24 protein-coding genes are annotated in these 20851 nt (G+C 71.0%); 16 read left to right on the top strand and 8 right to left on the bottom strand.

Features of this window, described 5'->3' with window-relative positions; genetic code table 11:
* The first annotated feature begins 3 nt into the window (after positions 1-3).
* The 5 genes from ITJ59_RS01160 (at position 4) to ITJ59_RS01140 (ending at position 6100) form a co-directional block, all read left to right on the top strand.
* A complete protein-coding gene (locus ITJ59_RS01160) occupies positions 4-1032 on the top strand; it encodes a carbohydrate ABC transporter permease (RefSeq protein WP_194649305.1) in 1029 nt (342 codons plus the stop codon).
* Positions 1029-1886: a carbohydrate ABC transporter permease gene (locus tag ITJ59_RS01155; RefSeq protein WP_323749359.1), complete on the top strand. Its 858-nt coding sequence runs from the start codon at positions 1029-1031 to the stop codon at positions 1884-1886. The genes ITJ59_RS01160 and ITJ59_RS01155 overlap by 4 nt, the downstream gene beginning before the upstream one ends.
* Positions 1887-2156: 270 nt before the next feature.
* Entirely contained in the window at positions 2157-2945 is a 789-nt protein-coding gene (locus ITJ59_RS01150; protein ID WP_194649303.1) for a DeoR/GlpR family DNA-binding transcription regulator, read from the top strand.
* Positions 2942-3937 carry a 1-phosphofructokinase family hexose kinase gene (locus tag ITJ59_RS01145; protein WP_194649301.1) on the top strand — a complete coding sequence of 332 codons (996 nt, stop codon included), beginning with the start codon at positions 2942-2944 and terminating at the stop codon, positions 3935-3937. Before ITJ59_RS01150 ends, ITJ59_RS01145 begins: the two co-directional genes overlap by 4 nt.
* Positions 3938-4012: 75 nt before the next feature.
* Complete coding sequence (locus ITJ59_RS01140; RefSeq protein ID WP_194649299.1) at positions 4013-6100, top strand: PTS fructose transporter subunit IIABC; 2088 nt, start codon at positions 4013-4015, stop codon at positions 6098-6100.
* 302 nt (positions 6101-6402) lie between these two features.
* Here ITJ59_RS01140 and ITJ59_RS01135 read toward each other — a convergent pair whose 3' ends face one another.
* Positions 6403-7437, bottom strand: a complete 1035-nt coding sequence (locus ITJ59_RS01135) for a UDP-N-acetylglucosamine 4,6-dehydratase family protein (RefSeq protein ID WP_416354846.1) — start codon at positions 7435-7437, stop codon at positions 6403-6405.
* 60 nt (positions 7438-7497) lie between these two features.
* Positions 7498-9243: a beta-N-acetylhexosaminidase gene (locus tag ITJ59_RS01130; protein ID WP_194649295.1), complete on the bottom strand. Its 1746-nt coding sequence runs from the start codon at positions 9241-9243 to the stop codon at positions 7498-7500.
* A 36-nt stretch (positions 9244-9279) separates the two neighbouring features.
* Here ITJ59_RS01130 and ITJ59_RS01125 point away from each other — a divergent pair, with 36 nt between their 5' ends.
* Together ITJ59_RS01125 and ITJ59_RS01120 are read left to right on the top strand one after the other, a co-directional pair.
* Positions 9280-10464, top strand: coding sequence for an ROK family transcriptional regulator (locus ITJ59_RS01125; RefSeq protein ID WP_194649293.1), 1185 nt, complete (start codon positions 9280-9282; stop codon positions 10462-10464).
* Positions 10465-10515: 51 nt separating this feature from the next.
* Positions 10516-11262 (top strand): DedA family protein, encoded by a 747-nt coding sequence (locus tag ITJ59_RS01120; RefSeq protein ID WP_228510735.1) that lies wholly within the window; start codon positions 10516-10518, stop codon positions 11260-11262.
* Positions 11263-11282: 20 nt separating this feature from the next.
* Here the strand turns inward: ITJ59_RS01120 and ITJ59_RS01115 are convergent, their stop codons facing one another.
* Positions 11283-11486, bottom strand: coding sequence for a DUF2945 domain-containing protein (locus ITJ59_RS01115; RefSeq protein WP_194649291.1), 204 nt, complete (start codon positions 11484-11486; stop codon positions 11283-11285).
* A gap of 209 nt (positions 11487-11695) precedes the next feature.
* Here ITJ59_RS01115 and ITJ59_RS01110 point away from each other — a divergent pair, with 209 nt between their 5' ends.
* Both ITJ59_RS01110 and ITJ59_RS01105 read left to right on the top strand, forming a co-directional pair.
* Positions 11696-12748 (top strand): serine/threonine-protein kinase, encoded by a 1053-nt coding sequence (locus ITJ59_RS01110; protein WP_194649289.1) that lies wholly within the window; start codon positions 11696-11698, stop codon positions 12746-12748.
* A gap of 43 nt (positions 12749-12791) precedes the next feature.
* Complete coding sequence (locus ITJ59_RS01105) at positions 12792-13415, top strand: phosphoribosylanthranilate isomerase (RefSeq protein WP_194649287.1); 624 nt, start codon at positions 12792-12794, stop codon at positions 13413-13415.
* A gap of 255 nt (positions 13416-13670) precedes the next feature.
* On the opposite strand, the gene ITJ59_RS01100 is transcribed toward ITJ59_RS01105, so the two are convergent.
* The 3 genes from ITJ59_RS01100 to ITJ59_RS01090 all read right to left on the bottom strand — a co-directional run bounded on the left by ITJ59_RS01100 (position 13671) and on the right by ITJ59_RS01090 (position 15644).
* The gene (locus ITJ59_RS01100) at positions 13671-14429 is read right to left on the bottom strand and encodes an HAD-IIB family hydrolase (RefSeq protein ID WP_194649285.1); all 759 of its coding nucleotides are present in this window, start codon (positions 14427-14429) and stop codon (positions 13671-13673) included.
* A 134-nt stretch (positions 14430-14563) separates the two neighbouring features.
* A complete protein-coding gene (locus ITJ59_RS01095; RefSeq protein WP_111086180.1) occupies positions 14564-14977 on the bottom strand; it encodes an acyl-CoA thioesterase in 414 nt (137 codons plus the stop codon).
* A 70-nt stretch (positions 14978-15047) separates the two neighbouring features.
* Positions 15048-15644: a nitroreductase family protein gene (locus ITJ59_RS01090; RefSeq protein WP_194649283.1), complete on the bottom strand. Its 597-nt coding sequence runs from the start codon at positions 15642-15644 to the stop codon at positions 15048-15050.
* 73 nt (positions 15645-15717) lie between these two features.
* On the opposite strand from ITJ59_RS01090, the gene ITJ59_RS01085 reads away from it, so the two are divergent.
* Positions 15718-16641 carry an AEC family transporter gene (locus tag ITJ59_RS01085; protein WP_194649282.1) on the top strand — a complete coding sequence of 308 codons (924 nt, stop codon included), beginning with the start codon at positions 15718-15720 and terminating at the stop codon, positions 16639-16641.
* A gap of 226 nt (positions 16642-16867) precedes the next feature.
* A complete protein-coding gene (locus tag ITJ59_RS01080; RefSeq protein ID WP_194649280.1) occupies positions 16868-17275 on the top strand; it encodes an aldehyde dehydrogenase in 408 nt (135 codons plus the stop codon).
* A gap of 15 nt (positions 17276-17290) precedes the next feature.
* Here the strand turns inward: ITJ59_RS01080 and ITJ59_RS01075 are convergent, their stop codons facing one another.
* A complete protein-coding gene (locus ITJ59_RS01075) occupies positions 17291-17539 on the bottom strand; it encodes a nuclease (protein WP_194649278.1) in 249 nt (82 codons plus the stop codon).
* A 101-nt stretch (positions 17540-17640) separates the two neighbouring features.
* The gene (locus ITJ59_RS01070; RefSeq protein WP_194649276.1) at positions 17641-18477 is read right to left on the bottom strand and encodes an exodeoxyribonuclease III; all 837 of its coding nucleotides are present in this window, start codon (positions 18475-18477) and stop codon (positions 17641-17643) included.
* A 93-nt stretch (positions 18478-18570) separates the two neighbouring features.
* On the opposite strand from ITJ59_RS01070, the gene ITJ59_RS01065 reads away from it, so the two are divergent.
* From ITJ59_RS01065 to ITJ59_RS01045, 5 genes are read left to right on the top strand one after another with little or no spacing between them, the layout of a single operon-like run.
* Positions 18571-19056: an Asp23/Gls24 family envelope stress response protein gene (locus tag ITJ59_RS01065; protein ID WP_194649275.1), complete on the top strand. Its 486-nt coding sequence runs from the start codon at positions 18571-18573 to the stop codon at positions 19054-19056.
* Positions 19053-19244 (top strand): DUF2273 domain-containing protein, encoded by a 192-nt coding sequence (locus tag ITJ59_RS01060; protein WP_194649273.1) that lies wholly within the window; start codon positions 19053-19055, stop codon positions 19242-19244. Before ITJ59_RS01065 ends, ITJ59_RS01060 begins: the two co-directional genes overlap by 4 nt.
* Positions 19241-19612 (top strand): hypothetical protein, encoded by a 372-nt coding sequence (locus ITJ59_RS01055; RefSeq protein ID WP_194649271.1) that lies wholly within the window; start codon positions 19241-19243, stop codon positions 19610-19612. Before ITJ59_RS01060 ends, ITJ59_RS01055 begins: the two co-directional genes overlap by 4 nt.
* On the top strand, positions 19609-20247 hold the full coding sequence (locus ITJ59_RS01050) for a hypothetical protein (RefSeq protein ID WP_194649269.1): 639 nt from the start codon (positions 19609-19611) through the stop codon (positions 20245-20247). Before ITJ59_RS01055 ends, ITJ59_RS01050 begins: the two co-directional genes overlap by 4 nt.
* Entirely contained in the window at positions 20244-20846 is a 603-nt protein-coding gene (locus tag ITJ59_RS01045; protein WP_194649267.1) for a hypothetical protein, read from the top strand. Before ITJ59_RS01050 ends, ITJ59_RS01045 begins: the two co-directional genes overlap by 4 nt.
* The last annotated feature ends 5 nt before the right edge of the window (positions 20847-20851 follow it).

The following is a 20851-nucleotide window of genomic DNA, read 5'->3' as shown; positions in this document are numbered from 1 at the left end:
TCGATGACCTCCACTGCAGAGCAGGCGACCGGTTCGGAGCAGTCCGAGCCGGTCGCCGGCGGCGGGGGGACCGGGGGGATCGGCGGTGCCGGGTCGGGGCGGCCGGTTCGACCCGGCCGCGGGGTGCGTCGTCGGTCGGCGGTGGCGTCGCGCGCTCCGCTCGTCCTGCTGGCACCCGCGGCGGTCCTGCTGCTCGCGCTCGTCGTCTACCCGCTCGTCCGGCTCGTCGTCATCTCGTTCCAGGACTACGGCCTCCGGGCGATCTTCACCGGGGAAGCCGGGTTCGCCGGCGTCTCGAACTACACGAACATCCTGACCGACGCGTCGTTCTGGCCGGTCATCCTGCGCACGGTCCTGGTCACCGGAGCGATGGTGCTCGGCACGATCGTCATCGGGATGGGCGTCGCGCAGCTGCTCACCCGGCTCGGTGTCGTGATGCGCACCGTGGTCAGCGTCGTGCTCGTGCTGGCCTGGGCGATGCCGAACGTGGCGTCGAGCCTGGTCTGGCAGTGGCTGTTCCAGCCGTTCTACGGGGTGCTCAACTGGCTCATCACCCAGCTGCGGGTGTTCGGCGACCACACGCAGGACAACTGGGCGTCACACCCCGGGCAGGCGTACACGATCGTGCTCACGCTCGTGATCTGGCAGGCCGTGCCGTTCGTCGCCCTGACGCTGTACGCCGCGCAGTCCCAGATCGCGCCGGAGTACTACGAGGCCGGGGCGCTCGACGGTGCCTCGACGTGGACGATGTACCGGGCGATCACGCTGCCGGCACTCGCGCCGACACTGCTGCTCGTGTCGATCCTGTCGGTGATCTGGGACTTCAACGTCTTCAACCAGATCTGGTTGCTCACGAGGGGCGGCCCTGAAGAGGCCACCCTGACGCTCGGCATCTGGACCTTCGTGAAGTCGTTCGTGTCCAACGCCTACGGCCAGGGTGCCGCAATCGCCGTCATCTCGACCGTGATCCTCGGCGCGCTCACCAGCTACTACATCCGCCGGCTCGTCCGCAGCGGGGAGGAGGACCTGTGACCGTCTCGAACGCAGCATCCGTGCGGGCACGGAAGCGGAAGCCGCGCGTGGTCGCGAACACCATCGCGGTGGTGTTCTGCCTGGTGTGGGTGTTCCCGATCTACTGGATGGTGAACACCGCCTTCAAGCCGGCGGACGAGGTCACCACCACGACCCCGATCTGGGCGCCGCTGCACCCCACGCTCGACAACTTCACCCGAGCGCTCACCCAAGAGGGCTTCCTGGTCTACCTGCGGAACTCGACGATCGTCGTGGTCGCCGCCGTGCTGCTGTCGATCGTGGTCGGGTTCCTGGCCTCGGCGGCGCTGTCGCGGTTCCGGTTCCGCGGTCGTCGGGCGATCCTGGTCGGCATCCTGTTCGTGCAGATGATCCCGTCGGGCGCGCTGCTCATCCCGCTGTTCCTGTCGTTCCAGACGCTCGGTCTGCTCAACAGCTACGTCGGGCTGATCCTGGCGTACGTCGCGAGCGTGCTGCCCTTCTCGATCTGGGTGATGCGCGGGTTCTTCGTGGCCGTGCCCGTCGAGATCGAAGAGGCAGCGAAGGTCGACGGGGCTGGCACCTTCCGGATCCTGTGGAGTGTGCTGTTCCCGCTCGTGATGCCCGGGGTCATCGCCACGAGCGTGTTCGCCTTCATCGCGGCGTGGAACGACTACCTGATCGCGTACGTGATGCTCAAGGACCAGGGGATGTACACGCTGCCGGTGTGGTTGGCCGGGTTCTCGACGAACAAGGGCACGGACTTCGGCGGGCTGATGGCGGCGAGCGTGCTGTTCTCGATCCCCGTGGTCGTGTTCTTCCTGATCGTGCAGCGGCGGCTCGTCAGCGGCATGACCGCGGGGGCCGTGAAGGGCTGACCGTCGAACCGAACCCCCCGTCGTGCACGCGCGCGACGGGGTGTTCGTGCGTGGGGCGGGCGGGAACCACGGGCGGCCGCGCGGGGGTTCGTGCGGACACGCCCGGCGCCGTCTTGCCGAGGTTCCACGGACGGGCCGTGAGGCGCGCGAGATGCCGAGATTTCGGAACCTCGGGGGAGGGAGGGGCGGGGCGCTCGAGCGGGGTGGTTGCGTTTGTGTGGGTTTGTGGCTTATGGTTCCTGAAACCCACGGGAACGAAGGAGTTCGGGCATGTACGCAACCGAGCGGCACGATGCGATCGCAGCAGCGCTGCAGGACGCCGGCCGGGTCTCCGTCGCCGATCTGGCCGAGCACTTCGACGTCACCACCGAGACCGTCCGGCGTGACCTCGACGCCCTCGAGTCCGCCGGGGTCCTTCGTCGTGTGCACGGGGGTGCGGTGCCGATCGGCCGCTCGAGCGTCGTCGAACTCTCCGTCGCCGAGCGCGAGGGGCAGCACGGCTCCGCGAAGTCCGAGATCGCCCGGGCCGCGATGCGCCTGGTGCCCTCGACCTTCACCGGGTCGATCGCGATCGACGCCGGCACCACCTGCGCCGCCGTCGCCGCCGAACTCGCACGGTGGGAACCCGCCACCGCCGGTGCCACGCTCACCGTCATCACGAACTCCGTCCCGATCGCCGCGACCCTGCAGCACAGCGAGCACGTCGAACTGCACCTGCTCGGCGGTCGGGTGCGCGGGGTCACCAGTGCCGCGGTCGGTACCGCCACCGTCGAGCAGATCGGCGCCCTGCGGCCCGACATCGCGTTCGTCGGCACGAACGGCCTGTCCGCCGGGTTCGGGCTGAGCACCCCCGACGAGTACGAGGCCGCCGTCAAGGGCGCCTACGTCCTCGCGGCCCGTCGAGCCGTCGTGCTCGCCGACGCCGCCAAGCACGGGGTCGAGGCCCTGATGCGCTTCGCCCGGCTCGACGAGATCGACACCGTGGTCACCGACCAGCAGCCACCGGCCGACCTCACCGTGGCCCTGACCGACGCCGACGTCGAGGTCGTCGTCGCATGAGCCGCCGCATCGTCACCGTCACGCCGAACCCGAGCCTCGACCGCACCATCGAGCTCGCCGGCGAACTGCAGCGCGGCGCCGTGCAGCGCGCCACCCGCTCCACCGCGGAGCCCGGCGGCAAGGGCGTCAACGTGTCGCGGGTCGTCGTCGCCAGCGGTGGGGACACCATCGCAGTGCTGCCCGGCGACGAGCTCGACCCCGTGCTGCTCGGGCTCGCCACGCGCGGCATCCCGACCGCGGCGCTGCCGATCGGTGCACCGCTCCGCTCGAACGTCACCGTGACCGAGCCGACCGGCACCACGACGAAGCTCAACGAACCCGGGCCCTCGCTGGCCGGACGCCTCGACGACCTCGCCGCCCTGGTCGCCGACACCGCCGCAGCGACCGCCACCGGTCCCGCCGCTCGCTGGGTGGTCTTCGCCGGGTCGCTCCCGCCGGGCCTGCCCGACGACGCGCTCGCCGTGCTCGTCCGCGCCGTCCGCGCACGCCACGGCGAGGACGTCCGGATCGCGGTCGACTCGTCCGGCGTCCCGTTCACCGCCCTGCTGCAGTCCGGCGAGCGGATCGACCTGGTCAAGCCGAACGCGGAAGAGCTCGCTGAGGTCGTCGGTGGCGACCCGGACAACTACGAGCAGGACGTCGAGGCCGCCGTGGTGGCCGCACAGCGCCTGCGCGACAAGAACGTCGGTTCGGTCCTGCTCACCCTCGGCAGCGCCGGCGCCGTGCTGGTGTCGGACGAGGGCGCCTTCGCGGCGGCAGCGCCCCGGATCGTCGCCCGCTCGACCGTCGGCGCGGGGGACTCCTCGCTCGCCGGCTACCTGCTCGCCGAGGTGGCCGGAGCGTCGCCCGAGCAGCGCCTCGCCCAGGCCGTCGCCACCGGAGCCGCCGCTGCTGCGCTGCCCGGCAGTGACGTGCCGGCCCTCGACCACACCGACCCGACGGCGATCTCGGTCCGGGTGCTCATCACGCACCCGGCACCCGAACCCGCCTGACCCCGCCAGAACACCCCCACTCCCCGAACACCTGCACGACCCGCGCGATCAGCGCCATTGCGAAGGAGCAAGCACATGTCCGCAGACTCGAGTCCGCGCCTCATCAGCGCCCAGCTCGTCGGCCTCGACGAGGACCTCGGAGCCACCTCGGCCGACGTCATCCGTGTCCTGGCCGACCGCGTCGCCGCGACCGGCCGCGCCGCCGACGGCCGGGTCCTGGCCGAGGACGCCATCAAGCGCGAAGCCAGCGTCGGCACCGGCGTGCCCGGCGGCATCGCGATCCCGCACGCCCGCTCGGCGTCGGTGTCCGAGCCGACCCTGGCGTTCGCGCGTCTCGCCCGCAAGGTGTCGTTCGGCGCCCCGGACGGCGACGCCGACATCGTGTTCATGATCGCCGTGCCCGAGGGCGCCGACAAGGACCACCTGACGGTCCTCTCGACCCTGGCGCGTGCGCTCATCCGCGACGACTTCACCGCCGCCCTGCGTGCCGCACGGACCCCGGACGAGATCGTCCAGCTGGTCGACCGCGAGGTGAGCGGCGAGGTGTCCGAAGCCGGCGTCGGGAAGGCGAGCAGCGCCTCCAGTCCGACTGCCGCACCCGCACCGGGCCGCAAGGTCTTCGTCGGCGTCACCGCCTGCCCGACCGGCATCGCGCACACCTACATGGCGGCCGACGCGCTCGTCGCCGCGGCGCAGCGCGCCGGCGCCGAGATGCACGTCGAGACCCAGGGGTCCTCGCAGGTCGAGCCCCTCGACCCCGCACTCATCGCCCGCGCCGACGCCGTCGTGTTCGCAGTCGACGTGGACGTCCGCGACCGCGGACGCTTCGCCGGCAAGCCGCTCGTCTCCGGTCCGGTGAAGCGCGGTGTCGACGAGCCCGACAAGATGATCGCCGAGGCCATCCGCGCCTCGGACGACCCGAACGCCGCACGCGTGCAGGGCGGCGCAGCCGTCGACGGTGCGTCCACCGCCAAGAACGAGCACTTCGGGCAGGCGCTCAAGCGCTGGTTGCTCACGGGTGTCAGCTACATGATCCCGTTCGTCGCGGGCGGCGGGCTGCTCATCGCGCTCGGCTTCCTGCTCGCCGGCTACGGCATCGCGCTGCAGCACGGTGACTCCGGCCAGAACAACGCCGTGTTCACGCTGACGAACTACACCCTGCTGAACCTGCCCCCGGAGGGCCTCGGCTACTACCTCGGCGCCGCCGCGTTCCAGATCGGCGGGATCTCGCTCGGCTTCCTGGTCGCAGCGCTCGCCGGGTACATCGCGTACGCCATGGCCGACCGACCCGGCATCGCACCCGGCTTCGTCGCCGGTTCCGTCGCCGTCTTCATGAACGCCGGCTTCCTCGGTGGTCTCGTCGGTGGTCTGCTCGCCGGTGCCGCCGCGTACTGGATCGGTCGCATCCCGACCTGGCGCTGGCTGCGCGGCCTGATGCCGGTCGTGATCATCCCGCTGCTCGCCTCGATCATCGCCTCCGGCCTCATGCTGCTCGTGCTCGGTGGCCCGATCGCCTGGCTGATGACGCAGCTCACGAACTGGCTCAACTCGCTCAACGGCACCTCGGCGATCCTGCTCGGCATCATCCTCGGCCTGATGATGGCGTTCGACCTCGGCGGCCCGGTGAACAAGGTGGCGTACGCGTTCGCCGTCGCCGGGCTCGGTGCCGGCACAGCGACGAACGTCGTGCCGTTCGAGATCATGGCCGCGGTGATGGCGGCCGGCATGGTGCCACCGCTGGCCCTCGCGCTCGCCTCGACCCTGCTGTACCGCAAGGGCTTCACGAAGCCAGAGCGTGAGAACGGCAAGGCCGCTTGGCTGCTCGGTGCGTCGTTCATCTCCGAGGGTGCGATCCCGTTCGCCGCGGCCGACCCGCTGCGGGTCATCCCGGCGTCGATGGTGGGCGCTGCGGTCACGGGTGCGATCTCGATGGCTGCCGGCGTGACCTCGCGTGCCCCGCACGGTGGGATCTTCGTGTTCTTCGCGATCGGGAACATCGGGATGTTCGTCGTTGCGATCCTCGTCGGCATGGTCGTCTCGGCGCTCGTGCTCGTCGGGCTGAAGAAGTGGGTGCGTCGGGCTCCGGCCGCCGAGGCTGCCGCTGGAGACGAGGCCGCCGTGGCCGGCGAGACCGTCGGACAGCGCGCGCCGGTCGCCGCCTAGGACGACGGCGTCTCTCCGAGACGCCGCACAGTCACCGAGACGCCGCCGGATACGGCGGCGTCTCGCGTGCGGGACGGCGTCCAGCGCGGACGCCGGCGTCTCACGCAGGTGGCGCGACCAGACGACGGACGGGAGGCCCGGTGCCAGCTGGCACCGGGCCTCCCGTCCGTCCGTGGTCGCGACCACCCCGTGGGGTTCCGAGATCTTGGAACCTCACGGGCGTGAGCGGGCCTGCGTGGAACCTCGGCGGAAGTGAGCGGCGGGTCGTGGAACCTCGGCGCGGTGCGCAGGCAGGCAGGCGATCAGGCCGCCATCGCGAGGGCGGACGGGTCGATCAGCGCCGTCGCTTGCTCGTCGACGTCGCAGGGTGCGAGCGGTGCCACGGAAGTGTGCGTGATCTTCGGGTGCACCGGTCGTCGCTCGGTCTCGCCGCGGCCGATGAGGTCCTCGTGGAGCTTCTCGCCTGACCGCAACCCGGTGAACACGATGTCGGACGTGCTTCCCGTTGCCTGGACCATCCGTCGTGCGATGTCGAGGATCCGGATCGGGGCGCCCATGTCGAGCACGAGTACCTCGCCGGGGTGGGCGATCGCGGCGGACTGGATGACGAGGTGGCACGCCTCGGGGATGGACATGAAGTACCGGGTGGCGTCCGGGTGCGTGATCGTCAGCGGGCGGCCAGCGCGGATGAGTTCGGCGAAGAGGGGCAGCATCGACCCGCGGCTGCCGAGCACGTTGCCGAACCGGACGGAGACGTAGTCGTACCCGGTGTCGTTGGCTGTCCACGCGGTCAGACGCTCCGCGATGCGCTTCGTCGCACCGAGGACGCTGGTCGGGTTGGCCGCCTTGTCCGTCGAGATGTTCACGAGCGTGCGGACCTCGGCGGCCGCGGCGGCCCGGAGGACGTTCAAGGTCCCGAGGACGTTCGTCTTCCAGCCCTCTGCCGGGTACTGCTCGAGCATCGGGAGGTGTTTCAGCGCCGCCGCGTGGAAGACGACGTCCGGGCGCCGGTCGAGCATGATGTCCCGGATCGCGTCGGCGTCGCGGATGTCGGCGAGCACCACGTTGTTCGTGTCGAGCAGCCCGTGACCGTCGACCGAGACCTGCACCTGCTGGAGCGCTGTCTCGTCGCGGTCGAGCATGATGATCTCGGACGGTTCGAACCGGATGAGCTGGCGGCACAGTTCACTGCCGATCGAGCCGCCGGCGCCGGTGATCAGGACGGAGCGACCCCGGACGAAGTCGACCGCGATCTCGAGCTCGCCTTCGGGTTGCCGGTCTCCGATCAGATCGGCGATGTCGACCCCTTCGAGGCCGGGGATGAGGATGGTGGGCATGGAGTCTCCTCTGGAATGCAATCCATTGAGTATCCGCCATGACATGTGAAATGTCAACGATCAATCCGCGATGTTGGCGGTGACCGCGTCGATGTAGGCGGCACGGTCCTCGCGCGAGTGCGGCCGCCCCGGAACGCCTGGGCGCTGCTCCCACGGGAAGGGCCCGGCCTCGTGCCGGTACTCGATGCCCATCGCCTCGAGCCGGGCGGTGTGCTCTGCCAGCCGTCCGCGGAACTCGGCGACGTCGCGCGGCCCGACGACGTCTGCCGACCAGAGCGCCTCGGCCAACGCAGCCACGCGCGGGAAGAGCTGGTAGTCGAGCTTCCGGGCGGAGTCGACGTGCTCCGTCCACATGTTGCCCTGGCCGCCGATGACGTGCGCGCGCTCGGACTCGGTCAGGCCGGACGGCACCGGGTCGAAGGCGTACACGTCGTCCACCGTCAGCACGATCGACACCGGGATCGGCTCGGTCTCCAGGTCGCTCTGCCGGTAGTCGAGGTAGGCCTGGTCGTCCGGCGAGGAGATGACGTCGTGCCCGCGCTTCGCCGCCGTGCGCGCACCGGTCAGGCCACGCCACGACACGATCGTCGCCGACGGGTCGAGCGTGCCGCCCTCGAGGATCTCGTCCCAGCCGAACGCCTGCCGCCCGTGCGCGGCGACGTGCGCCGCGAGCTGCCCGATGATCCAGGCCTGCAGCTGCTCCTCGTCTGCGAGCCCGAGTGAACGGATGCGCTCCTGCGTGCGGGGGTCCTGCTCCCACTGCACCTTCGGGCACTCGTCACCCCCGATGCCGATGTAGCGCGAGGGGAAGAGCGCGATGACCTCGTCGAGGACGTCCTTGAAGAAGTCGACGGTGCTGTCGTCGGCGTTCAGGACGTCGTCGGCGATGCCCCACTCGGTCCAGACCTCCACCGGTGTCTCCGGATGCACCCCGAGCGACGGGTAGGCGGCCAGCGCGGCCCGGACGTGACCGGGGGTCTCGATCTCGGGGACGACGGTGACGAACCGATCGGCCGCGTACGCGACGATCTCGCGGATGTCGTCCTGCGTGTAGTACCCGCCGTGCGGGCGGCCGTCGAAGCCCGCCGGGTGCAGCACGCCGTCGGCGTCGGGGACGTGTGCGCCGACCTGGGATTCGCGCCGCCACGACCCGACCTCGGTCAGCCGCGGGTACTTGCGGATCTCGATGCGCCAGCCCTGGTCCTCGGTGAGGTGGAAGTGCAGCCGGTTGATCCGGTGCGCCGCGAGCTGGTCGACGACGCGCATGACCTCGTGCTTGGTGCGGAAGTGCCGGGCGACGTCGAGCATGACGCCGCGCCAGGCGAAGGCGGGCGCGTCCTCGACCACGGTGGCGGGGATCGACCACGGCCCGGTCCCGACCCGGCCGCTGCGGTACACGTCGGCCGGCAGGAGCTGGAGCAGCGCCTGGACGCCGTAGAAGACGCCGGCGGCCGACCCACCGACGACGTCGACGCCGTCGGGGGTGACGGTCAGGCGGAAGGACTCGGCGCGCTCGCCCTCGGGTGACGGCGGGCCGGCGGGCAGCGAGGGGTCGTCGGAGACGCGCAGTGAGATGACGCCGGCGTGGACCGTCGCGACGGCGGTGGCCACACCGTCGGTCGTCGCGCCGTCCGCTGCGTCCCGGACCGGCTGGCCGGTCGAGGCCCGAAGGGTCTGCTGCAGGTACAGTCGGACCGGTTCGGTCGCCGCGTCGGCGGCGATGCGGGTCGACGGGGTGATCTCGAAGGCGCCGGTGCCGGGAACGGCGCGGCGCGGTCGTGGGATGAGCATGTCGGAGTCCACCATTCCTCAATGATCTTTCGTAATGTGGAGGCTATGGCCGTGGACGAGACCGTGTCAACGATCCCGAGTGTCGTGGGGACGACGCCGGGCGTGCTCCGACTCATGAACTCGCGCGCCCTCCTCGACGAGCTCCTGCGCGAGGACTCCTCGCGCACGGTGACCGAACTGAGCCGGTCCGTCGGGCTCTCCCGCCCCACGGTCGAGGCGGCGCTCGCCGACCTGATCGCCGAGGGTTGGGTGGCCGAGGCCGAGGCGATCGCCACCCCGAACAAGGCCGGTCGCCGCGCCAAGCGCTTCGCCGCGGACGCCACCGCCGGCTCCGTGCTCGGTGTCGACCTCGGACTGCACGGCATCGTCGGCATCCGCGCCGACCTGCGCGGGAACACCCTGGCCCGGGTCGAGGAGCGCTACGCCGACCTCGCCGACGCGGAACAGGCGTGGACGAGCGTGCAGGACGTCGTCCGTCGTCTGACGGCCGGAGCCGAGGCGTCGCCGGTGCTCGCCGCGACGTTCGGCGTCCCCGCCGTCGTGGACCGCACGGGGGCCATCGACTACACCGTCGCGGTGCCGGAGTGGGTCGAGCGCCGGGTCCCCGGCCGGATCCACGACCTGTTCCCCGGGGTCGCGACGTTCTTCGACAACGACGCGAAGCTCGCCGCCACCGCCGAGGCGATGTGGGGCCGGTTCCGGGGCGTCCAGGACGCCCTGTACCTGGTGATGGGCCGGCAGATCGGTGCGGCCTACGTCATCGACGGGGCACTGGCGCGCGGTGCGCGCGGTGCGGCCGGTGAGATGGGCGGTCTGGTCTCGACCGGCTGGCCGGGTGCGCCGGCCCGCCTGGAGGCCCGGATCCCCTCCGACACGGACCTCGAGTCGGTCTTCGCAGCGGCCGGGCGCGGGGGCGCGGGGTTGGTCGCCGGGGTCGACGGCGCGTCGGCTCCTGCGGACTCCGCGGCGGTCGCCATCGTCTGCGAGTTCGCGGCCGATGTGGCGCCGGGCGTCGTGCAGCTCGTCACGACCATCGATCCCGAGCTCGTGGTCGTCGGTGGCGAGGTCCTGCCCGCGGCGTCGGTCTTCGCCGCCGCGCTCGCCGACATCGTCGCGCCGGGGCTCCGGCACCCGGTGGAGATCGTGCCGTCGACGGTCGGACGCGACGCCGTCGCCCGTGGTGCGCTCGCCCGGTCCCTCACCCACGTGCGGACCTCGCACATGGGACTCGGCTGACGTTCAGGTTCCGCGCCGGGTCCTGACAGGGCGTTCAGGGATGCTGGGGGCATGACGACTGCCGTGACCTTCCGCGCCATGACCGTCGCCACCGGCGACTCGACCGCTCCGTCGGACCTGGGCGGCCTCTCCGGCCTCGTGCTCCAGATCATCGACACCCTGGGGGAGTGGGGCGTCGCGCTCATGCTCTTCGTCGAGACGGTGTTCCCGCCGATCCCGTCTGAGGTCATCCTGCCGCTGGCCGGGTTCCTGGCGGGTGCCGGGCAGATGAACCTGGTCCTGGTCCTCGTGCTGGCGACGCTCGGGTCGTACCTCGGTGCGCTGGTGCTCTACTGGCTCGGAGCGGCGATCGGGTTCGAACGCACCACGCGGTGGTTCGGCAAGCTGCCCCTGGTCGACGAGGACGACTTCCGCAAGGCCGCTGACTGGTTCCACCGGCACGGCAAGAGCGCGGTGTTCTTCGGTCGGTTCGTCCCGATCGTCCGGAGTCTCATCTCCCTGCCCGCGGGCGCCGACCGGATGCACCTCGGCACCTTCTCGGTGTTCACGATCATCGCGAGCGGCATCTGGAACAGCGCACTCGTGCTGCTCGGTGCTGCGTTCGGCTCGCAGTACGACCGGGTCGAGCAGTACACCGAGTGGATCGACCGGGTGCTCTACGTGGCGATCGCGATCGTCGTGGTGACGTTCGTGGTCCGACGGATCCGCCGCTGGCGTGCAGCGCGCCGTGTCGACCACGACGGCGCGGGCGAGTCCGGCGCACGAGGTCGTCGTCGCGCCGAGCCCGCCCGCGACTGAGCCGCAGGGACTGCCGATCGTCAGGCCTTCGTCAGTGCCGACTCCTTGTGCGCGGCCTGCTTGCCGCTCTTCTCCGACTCGACGATCCAGTACGGATCGTCGTCCGTCGGTCTGAAGGTCTGACCGTCGAACTCGAAGTCGCTCGTGCGCTTCCGCACGAGCGTTCCGGTCGTCTTCCCTTGCGAGGTGTTCCAGTGCACCTCGTCACCCTTCGTCAGTCCCATCGCTGTCCTCCTTGCGTGATCGCTCACCCTGGTCGGAGGTCGAACGGTACCCTGATGCATCCGCATGAACACAGGGAAGTACGCCGATCACGATGTCATAACACCCGTCCGAAACGGGAGTCGGACGCGTACCGTTTCTCATGAGCCAACACGCCGGCAGCAGCCGTGCACCCCGAGGCTCTCGACGGAACGACGGAACGACGGAACCCATGACCCTGCTCGACGGCTTGCGGACGGAGACGGTCCTGTCGGGTCGCTACCGGCTGGTGAAGCTCATCGGCACGGGTGGCATGGGGACCGTCTACGAAGCCCGCGACGAGCACACCTACCGCGCGGTCGCCGTCAAGCTCTTCGCGACGCCGGACAAGATGACCACCGCCGACCGGGTCCGTCAGGAACGCGAGATCCGGCTCCTCAGCATGCTGTCGCACCCGGGGCTCATCCCGCTCTACGACGCCGGCACCCACGACTTCCCCGACGGGCCGCACCGGTTCATCGTGATGGAGCTCATCGCCGACACGACGCTGCTCCGGCGGCTGTCCGAGGGGGCCCTGCACAACTACGAAGTGGCCGACCTCGGCGCCCAGCTCGCCGACGCCCTGGCCTACGTGCACTCGCGCGGGATCGTGCACCGCGACGTCAAGCCCGCCAACATCCTGATCAGCGACGAGGGGTCGTCCGGCTTCGCCCGGACCGTGAAGCTCACCGACTTCGGCGTCGCGCACTTCGTCGACGGCTCGCGCCTGACGAACGACGGCACCATCATCGGCACGGCCGCGTACCTGAGCCCCGAGCAGGTCGCCGGTGAGCCGATCAGCTTCGCCACCGACGTCTACTCCCTCGGCCTGGTGCTGCTCGAGTCGTTGACCGGCAAGCAGGAGTACTCCGGCACCCTGATCGAGGCTGCGCTCGCCCGGCTGCGGAACGACCCGGTGATCCCGGACGACGTCGCCTCGGAGTGGCGTGACCTGCTCAGCCGGATGACCGCGCGGGACCCGGAGCGCCGGCCGACCGCGGTGGCGATTGCGAACGCGCTGCGCGGCGGCTCGGTCCAGGTCACCGGCCCGGTGCCGCTCGGCCCGGAGCGGGTCAAGCACCAGCGCGACCACCGGCTGCACCGTGCTGCCCACCGGCACGCCAAGCGCGGGACGTTCTCGGCCGTCCGGCGCTGGCGTCGACGGAACGTGCTCGTGGGCTCCTTCGGCGTGTTCGGGGTCTTCGTCGCGTGCAGTGCGGCCTACGTCGCCGGCATGCTGCACTGACGCTGCGTCCCGTTCGTCCGAGGTCACTGGCAGGATGGGGAGCATGACCGACCAGCGCTGGATCAAGATCTGCGGACTGTCGACGCCCGACACCGTGGACGCCGCCGTCGACGCGGGTGCCGATGCTGTCGGGTTCGTCTTCGCCGCGAACAGCCCCCGCACCGTGACGGCCGACCTGGCCAAGGAACTCGTCGAGCGGCTGCCGGACGGCATCGACGCCGTCGGGGTCTTCCGCGACCAGAAGATCGACGAGATCGTCGGCATCGCCTCCGAGGTCGGGCTCACCACCCTGCAGCTGCACGGCGGCGAGTCCGCGACCGACTTCGCCCGCGCCCGTGACGCCGGCTTCTTCACGATCCGCGCTCTCGCGGCCGAGGACTACCTGCGCGAGACCACTGAGCAGCGCGCCTCGTACGACCACGACCTGCTGCTGCTCGACGCCGCGGTGCCGGGGAGCGGTCGGCTCATCGACCCCGCCGTCATCGAGGGTGGGATCGACGAGGCCTGGATCCTCGCGGGAGGCCTCACCCCCGCCAACGTCGTGGCCGCGGTCGAGACGCTCGACCCCGACGGCGTCGACGTGTCCAGTGGCGTCGAGTCGGAGCGCGGTGTCAAGGACCCGGCGAAGATCCGCGCGTTCGTCGAGGCCGTCCGCAGCCTGGGCTGACGCGGGTGTCGGCCCGGCGGCCGGCACGCGCTCTGGACGCGGGTGACGGCGGACGGGAGGCGCGGGGCGGGACCGCAACGGGCCTCCCGTCCGGCGTGCCGTCCGTCTCGGGCGCGGAAGACGCCGGCGTGTTCAGACGACGCCGCCATGTGCGCGAGACGCCGCCGGAATCGGAGGCGTCTCGGGGACTCGGCGGCGTCTAGGTGGGACGCCGGCGTCTTGGCGGGACGCCGGCGTCTTGGCGGGACGCCGGCGTCAGCGCAGGGTCGGGATGAGCTCGGTCAGGAAGGCGTCGGTGTCCTCCCAGCCCTCGACCGCGTGGCACGGCACACCGAGGGCCTTCACCGGGTAGTCGTTGCCCTCGGGGTCGAGCCGGTCGCCGACGAAGAGCATGTCGTCGAGCGCGATGCCGGTGATCTCGGCGAGGCGCTGCATGCCGTACGCCTTGTCGATGCCCTTGCGGGTGATGTCGACGCTGGTGGAGCCGCCGGACCGGACCTCGAGGTCGGGGAGCTCGGCCTGCACGCGGCGACGGAGGTCGTCCTTCTTCGCGCCGGTCGGGTCCCACTGCTTCTTGACGTCGACCGGGGCCGCCTGGCCGAGGGCCGAGAACGTGATCTGCGACCCGCGGTCCTCGAGGATGTCGCCCCAGGTCTCGGACTCCCAGTAGCCGGCGTCCTTCGCCACGGCCTCGACAGCGGCGAGGGCACGCGCCTTCTGGTCGTCGGTGAGGTCCTCGGCGTACTGCAGCGCCCAGTCGTCGTCGGACCAGCGGTAGTAGCGGGTGCCGCAGGTCGGCAGGAGGTGCAGGTCGTCGAGGGTCAGGCCGGCTCGTTGCCGGAGCGGCGTGACGAGCTGCTGCTCGAACTGCGTGAAGTTGCCGCCGGAGATGACCGCGACCGGCACGACCTCGAGCAGGGACGCGAAGGTCTCGAGCATGCGGGGGTCGAGGGCAGACTTCGACGGGGCGAGGGTGTCGTCCAGGTCGAAGGCGACGAGGCGGGGCGTGGTCATGCCCCCGATCCTGCCAGAGGCCACCGATCACATGCCGGGTGCTGTGTCCACCGCACGTGACTGCTGCGCGATGTCTGCGGGGTCGCGCGCGCGGGCACACGCGGGCGATCGCAGGCAGACGCGGGCGCGCGCGGTCAGGCGCGGTGCGTCGCGGGGACCCGGTCGCGGTCGTACGTGATGTCGGTGTAGCCGTGCGGGGCGGGGTTGCCGTCGTCGTCGAGGTTCACGAACACGACCTCGTCGATGGTCAGGATGCTGCGGTGCGTGAAGAGGTTGCGCGCCTCGGCCCGCATCGTGAGCGAGCTGCGGCCGAACCGGGTGGCGACGAGGCCGATCTCGACGATGTCGCCCTCCTTCGCCGAGGACACGAACTCGATCTCCGACATGTACTTCGTGACGACCTTGCCGTTGCCGAGCTGGATGATCGCGTAGACCGCGGCCTCTTCGTCGATCCAGCGGAGCAGGCTGCCGCCGAACAGGGTGCCGTTGGCGTTGAGGTCCTCGGGGCGGACCCACTTGCGCGTGTAGAAGTTCATCTCGGGCTGCATGTCACGACATACTACGCTGCAGCGCCCGCTCCCTGGACGGGAACGGGCGCTGCAGCGGGTGGCGCGAGGACTACTCCTTGACGAGCACGACCTCGTCGAGCGGCAGACGGGTGCGCGGTGCGACCTCGCGCTCGGCCGCCTTCTCGTCGAGCTGCGACGGGTGCGCGACGGTGCCGATCGCGGTGACGGTGAAGGGCAGGAAGCGCTCCGACAGGTCGAAGGCGGCGCGCAGGCCCGCGGCGTCGATGCCCGCCATCTGGTGCACGTGCAGGCCCTCGGCGTGCGCCTGGACGGTGAGGGCAGCGAGCGACTGGCCGAGGTCGTACTGGGCGAAGGTGCGCTCGTCGCCGTCCTCGGACACGGTCTCGAGCACGCCGACGACCAGGGCGCTGGCGCGGAACGCCCAGGCAGCGTTGAAGCCGAGCAGGTTCTCGTTGATCTTCCGGAACGTCTCGGTGCCACGACGGCCCGCGATGAAGCGTCGGGGCTGGAAGTTCATGGCCGACGCAGCCCAGCGAGCGGCCTCGAGGACGGCGTCGAACTGCGCGTCCGAGATCGTCGCGGTCTCGTCGTAGGAACGGGGGCTCCACCGCTCTTCGAGCAGGGGGACCAGCGGCTGGCTGGAGTCGGTGGACCGGGTGAGGGTGTCGGCGTTCGTCGAGGTCATGGTGCGTGCAACGGTATTCGGTGCGAACGCATTTCCGACCTGAGCGACGTCACATGGTGCAAGGATGGACGCGATGGGTGGCGTGTTGACCGGCTTCGCGATCATCGGCGCGATCATCGCCGGTGGGTACGTCGTCGGGCGCATCGGACTGCTCGGCCCGCACGCGCAGTTCGTGATGAGCCGGCTCGCGTTCTTCGTGCTGATGCCCTGCCTGCTCTTCCACACCATCGCCTCCGCCGACATCGAGTCGCTGCTGTCGCCGATGCTCTGGGTCTCGCTGCTGAGCGCCGCGGTCGTCGCACTCGGAGCCGCGGCGGTGTTCCGGTTCGTGCTGCGGCGACCGGTCACCACCACGACGGTCGGGGCCCTGGCCGCGAGCTACGTCAACGCGAACAACATCGGCCTGCCGGTGGCCGTGTACGTGCTCGGACAGGCCACCGCGGTCGTGCCGGTGATCCTGCTGCAGCTCATCGTCATCGCCCCGGTCGCGTTGACGATCCTCGACGCCGCGACCTCGGGCGCTGGTGGCTGGGGTCGCCGCATCTCCGGGCCGTTCCGGAACCCGATCATCATCGCCTCGTTGGTGGGTCTGGTGTTCTCGGCGACCGGCATCACGCTGCCGGCCCCCGTGCTCGAACCGTTCTCGCTGGTGGGCGCCGCCGCCGTGCCCGTCGTGCTGCTGTCGTTCGGGATGAGCCTGCACGGTGCCGCGCCGCTGCGGGACCCGGCGATCCGGACGGACGTCATCGTGGCGTCGTCGATCAAGCTCGTGGTGATGCCCGCGGTCGCGTACGTGTTCGCACGGTTCGTGTTCGGGCTCGGCGACCAGGACGTCTTCGTGCTCACGACCCTGGCGGCGCTGCCGGCGGCGCAGAACGTGTTCAACTACGCGCAGCGCTACGGTGCGGCGGTGCCCGTGGCCCGCGACGTGGTGCTCATCTCGACGATCGGCTCGGTCCCCGTGCTGGTCGCGATCGCCGCCCTGCTGCACCCGTAACGCGCCCTGGGCGCACGCCGAGGCGGACGGGAGGCCCGCGGCGGGCCGGTACCGGGCCTCCCGTCCGCCGTGGGGTCGCGTGCACCGCGTCGAATGAGCAGACGACGACGGGTCGCCGTGACCGACCCGTCGTCTGCTGCGCACTCGATGCCGGCTGAGGGCGCGCGCGTACGCTGGCAGCCACGGGGCGGACCCGCCTCGGGACCACGACGGACGGAGACCTCCGATGGACACGATGGCGATGATGAAGAACATGTCGATGGCGGACATGCCCATGGAGATGGACATGGACGCGATGCAGGACACGATGATGGCGATGAACGCTGCGTCGATGGCAGCGACGATGTGCTCCGCGAGCGACATGCGCATGGGCGGCGAGATGGCCACCTGTGCCGCGATGTGTTCCAACATGTCGATGCTCGCCGACACCGGCATGCGGATGATGATGCGTCCGATGGGCATGGACGTGCAGTCGATGCAGGCGATGCTCATGGCCGTCACGACGATGGGCACGATGTGCGCCGCCGAGTGCCGGAAGCACATGGACATGGACGAGTCGTGCCGCTACTGCGCCATGGCGTGCGACGAGATGGTCGCCAAGTGCGAGGCGATGATGGCCTCGATGTCGGCCTGAGCCGACGAGCCCGAGCTACGCGCTGCGCGCCGTGGTCTGACGACCGCCGGCGCTGAGGATCTCCGCAACCGGGTGGTGGGCGACCGGATCGCCGACCGACAGGAAGCCGTCGGCGTCCGTCACCCGGAGCTGGGTCACGCCGCCGTCCAGGAACGCCACGACCGCGTCGGCCGTGCGGGTCTCGACGACGATACCGTCGCGCCAGGCGCCGGGGGCCGCGCTCGCCATGACGCGCTGGATGGGAAGGATCGTCGTGCGGGACATGGCTTCACCTGCTCTCGAAGGGGTTCGGTGCAGGAAATCTACGTCCGGTACCCGCCCCGCTCAACGCGGGCGGACCCGGGACGTAACAGAAGCCGTCGGGCTCAGAAGATCATCGGGCGGTCGTCGTCCAGCGACGTGTCCAGGTCGAGGTCGACCACCACGGGGACGTGGTCGCTCGGGGCATCGCCCTTCCGCTCGTTGCGGTGGATCGAGGCATCGGTGACGACGTCGGCGAAGGCCTGGGAGCCCATCACGAAGTCGATGCGCATGCCCTCGTTGCGTGGGAACCGCAGCTGCTTGTAGTCCCAGTAGGTGTAGCCGTCGGGGACGATCGGACGGACGACGTCCTGCAGCCCCTTCGCCTCGAATGCCCGGAACGCGTCGCGCTCCGGTTCGCTGACGTGAGTGTGGCCCTCGAACACGCGGACGTCCCACACGTCGGTGTCGAACGGTGCGACGTTCCAGTCGCCCATCAGCGCGAGCGGGGTCTCGGGGGAGGCCGCGATCCACTCGGCGGTGCGGTCGGCCAGCTGCGCGAGCCAGTCGAGCTTGTACGTGTAGTGCGGGTCGCCGACCTCGCGCCCGTTCGGCACGTACAGGCTCCAGAGCCGGACGCCGTCGACGGTGACGCCGATGGCACGGGCCTCGACCGGCAGGTCCGGACCCTCGTGCCCCTTGAGGAACCCGGGCTGCCCGGGGAAGTCGCGCGTCACGTCCTCCATCGGCAGCCGGCTGGCGAACGCGACACCGTTCCACTGGTTGAGGCCGTGCGCCTCGACGTGGTACCCGGCGTCCTCGAACGCCTGCACCGGGAACTGCTCCGGCTTGCATTTGATCTCCTGCATGCCGAGGACGTCGACGTCCTCACGCACCAGCCAGTCGACGATCCGCCCTACTCGGGTGCGGACGGAGTTCACGTTCCAGGTCGCCACGCGCATGGGATCGAACCTACCGGCACGCCCATCCTCGGTCGGGGTACGGCACGATGGTGTTCGCTGGAACACCAGGAATCGATCGCATCGGAGGCAGCAATGGCATCGACGACGAACCGCGTCGACGGGACGGTCACGACGGGCACCGCGACGGGCACCACGACCGGGACCACCACCACGCAGGTCACGGCCAAGGGCAAGACGATCATCGACGACACCGTCGTCGCCAAGGTCGCGGGCATCGCCGCGCGTGACGTCCCCGGCGTCTTCGCGCTCGGCGGCAACGCCGCCAGGGCCTTCGGCGCCATCCGCGACGCGATCGGCTCGAGCGCGCTCGGCCAGGGTGTCCGTGTCGAGGTCGGCGAGACCCAGGTCGCCGTCGACCTGACGATCGTCGTGGACTACCCGACGCCGATGATGGACGTCGCCACCGCGGTGCGCGCCGCCGTCACGAAGGCCGTCACCGAGCTCGTCGGGCTCGAGGTCACCGAGGTCAACATCGCGATCAACGACGTGAACATACCGGCACTGAACGGCACCGCCGACGACCTCGACGGCGATGTCCGCGAGGGTCGGGTCCGGTGAACGCCACCGTCGTCGGGATGGGCGTCGGCGCGCTGCTCGCGATCGTCGCGGTGACCCTCGGCTTCTGGGCGTTCATCGTCGTCGCCGTCTGCACGGCCGTCGGTGGGCTCGTGGCCCGCATCGTCACGGGTGACGTCGACGTGCGTCGCCTGGTCGACGTGCTGCGCGGACGCCGGAGCTCGTCGTGACCGCCGCCGCCGTCGCCACGCCCGGCGACCGCGGCGTGCGACTGCCCGGCTCGGACCGCATCGGCACGCCGGCGCTCGTGCACACCGCGCAGGCGGTGGCCGCCGAAGCGCTGCGCGTGGCCTTCCGGGAGGTCCGTGCCCGGGTCGCCGACGACGGCCGCGGTGCGCTGGCGGTCGAGATCACCGCCCCGCTCACCCTGCCCGTGCTGGGGAGCCACGCGGTCCCCGACGAACCCGTCGTCACGAGCGCGCACCGCGCCCGCGGCACGATCGCCGAGCGGCTCCGGACCATCACCGGCCGTCAGGTGTCCCGGGTGACCGTGACGTTCGCATCCTCGGTCCTCGACGTGCCGCGGAGGGTCCGGTGACCGCCGTCGACGGCCGGACCGCATCGGTTCCCGAGGCTGGTCCTGCACCGTCCGCCGGTCACGCCGCCACGTACCGCCGTCTGCTCCGCCGCGAGACCCACGCGTCCCGCTCGGGCGCCGTCGTGGTCGCGATGCTCATCGCCCTGGTGCTCGCCGCCACTGCGGTGTTCGCCGGCGCGCTCGTCCTGCTCGACCAGAACGTCCTCGGCGTCGACCCGCGCGCCGTGGTGGACGCCGCGCTCGCAGCGCCGGACGGCCTCGACACCACGCTCGTCGTCGGGATCGCCGCGATCGTCGCCCTCGTCGGCCTGGTGCTCCTGCTGCAGGGCGTCCTGCCGCAGCGGCGTCCGCGGCACGCGATGGCATCTGACCGGCTCGCCGTCGTGGTCGACGACGAGGTGCTCGCCTCTGCTGCCGCCCGTGCTGCCCGCTCGCCCACACGCCTCGGCCCGGACGCTGCCGTCGGCACCGTGGGGCGCCGGACCGTCGAGGTCGTGCTGCGCCCGGCTGCCGGTGTCGACGTGCCCGTGGTCGCTGCGACCGAGGCCGTCGAGCGCGAGTTCGCGGCGATCGACGCACGGCCCGCCGTCGCCCCGCGGGTACGGGTCCAGCCGACCGGACGGGTCGACGGATGAACGCGACCAACCGTGGCCTGGGCCGGGTGGCACTCGTGGTCGTCGGGCTCGTCCTGCTCGTCGGTGGCGTCGGCGCGATCCTGGTGCAGACCGCCCAGGGGCTGCCGCTCGTGGCCTCGTCGTGGCGTTCCGTCGGTGACGCGCTCGCGGGCCTCGGTACGCACACGTCGCGGGACGACTCCCTGCTGTCGTGGACGTGGGTGCTCGGCGGCGGGGTCGTCGTCGGCATCCTGGCGATCGTGGTGCTGACGACGCTCGGCGGAGGCCGCGAGGGCACCGTCGTCGAGAGCGACGGATCGGCCGACGGCGTCGCCGGTTCGGTACGGATCGAGTCCACCGCCGTGCAGCACGCGCTGTCCTCCGCGATCGGGGCGCTGCCGCAAGTGGCCTCGCTCGCCGTCGACGTGTACCGCGTCCGTGGAACCCGGGCGATCCGGGTGCGGGTGCATCCGCGCCGGGGTGCCTCTCCGAGGGAGATCACCGAACGGGTCGAGGTCGTCGTGGCCGACCTGGACGCCCTGCTCGGTGAACGCCTGCCGGTCCTGCTGGAGATCGCGCGCGGTGGTGCCGGGTCCTCGCGCCCGGACCGCGTGCACTAGGTCCG

This window comes from Curtobacterium sp. VKM Ac-1393, from assembly GCF_015350995.1.
Classification (GTDB): domain Bacteria; phylum Actinomycetota; class Actinomycetes; order Actinomycetales; family Microbacteriaceae; genus Curtobacterium.
Note: the sequence above shows the minus strand (reverse complement) of the source record. Positions and strands in the feature narration are given on the sequence as shown.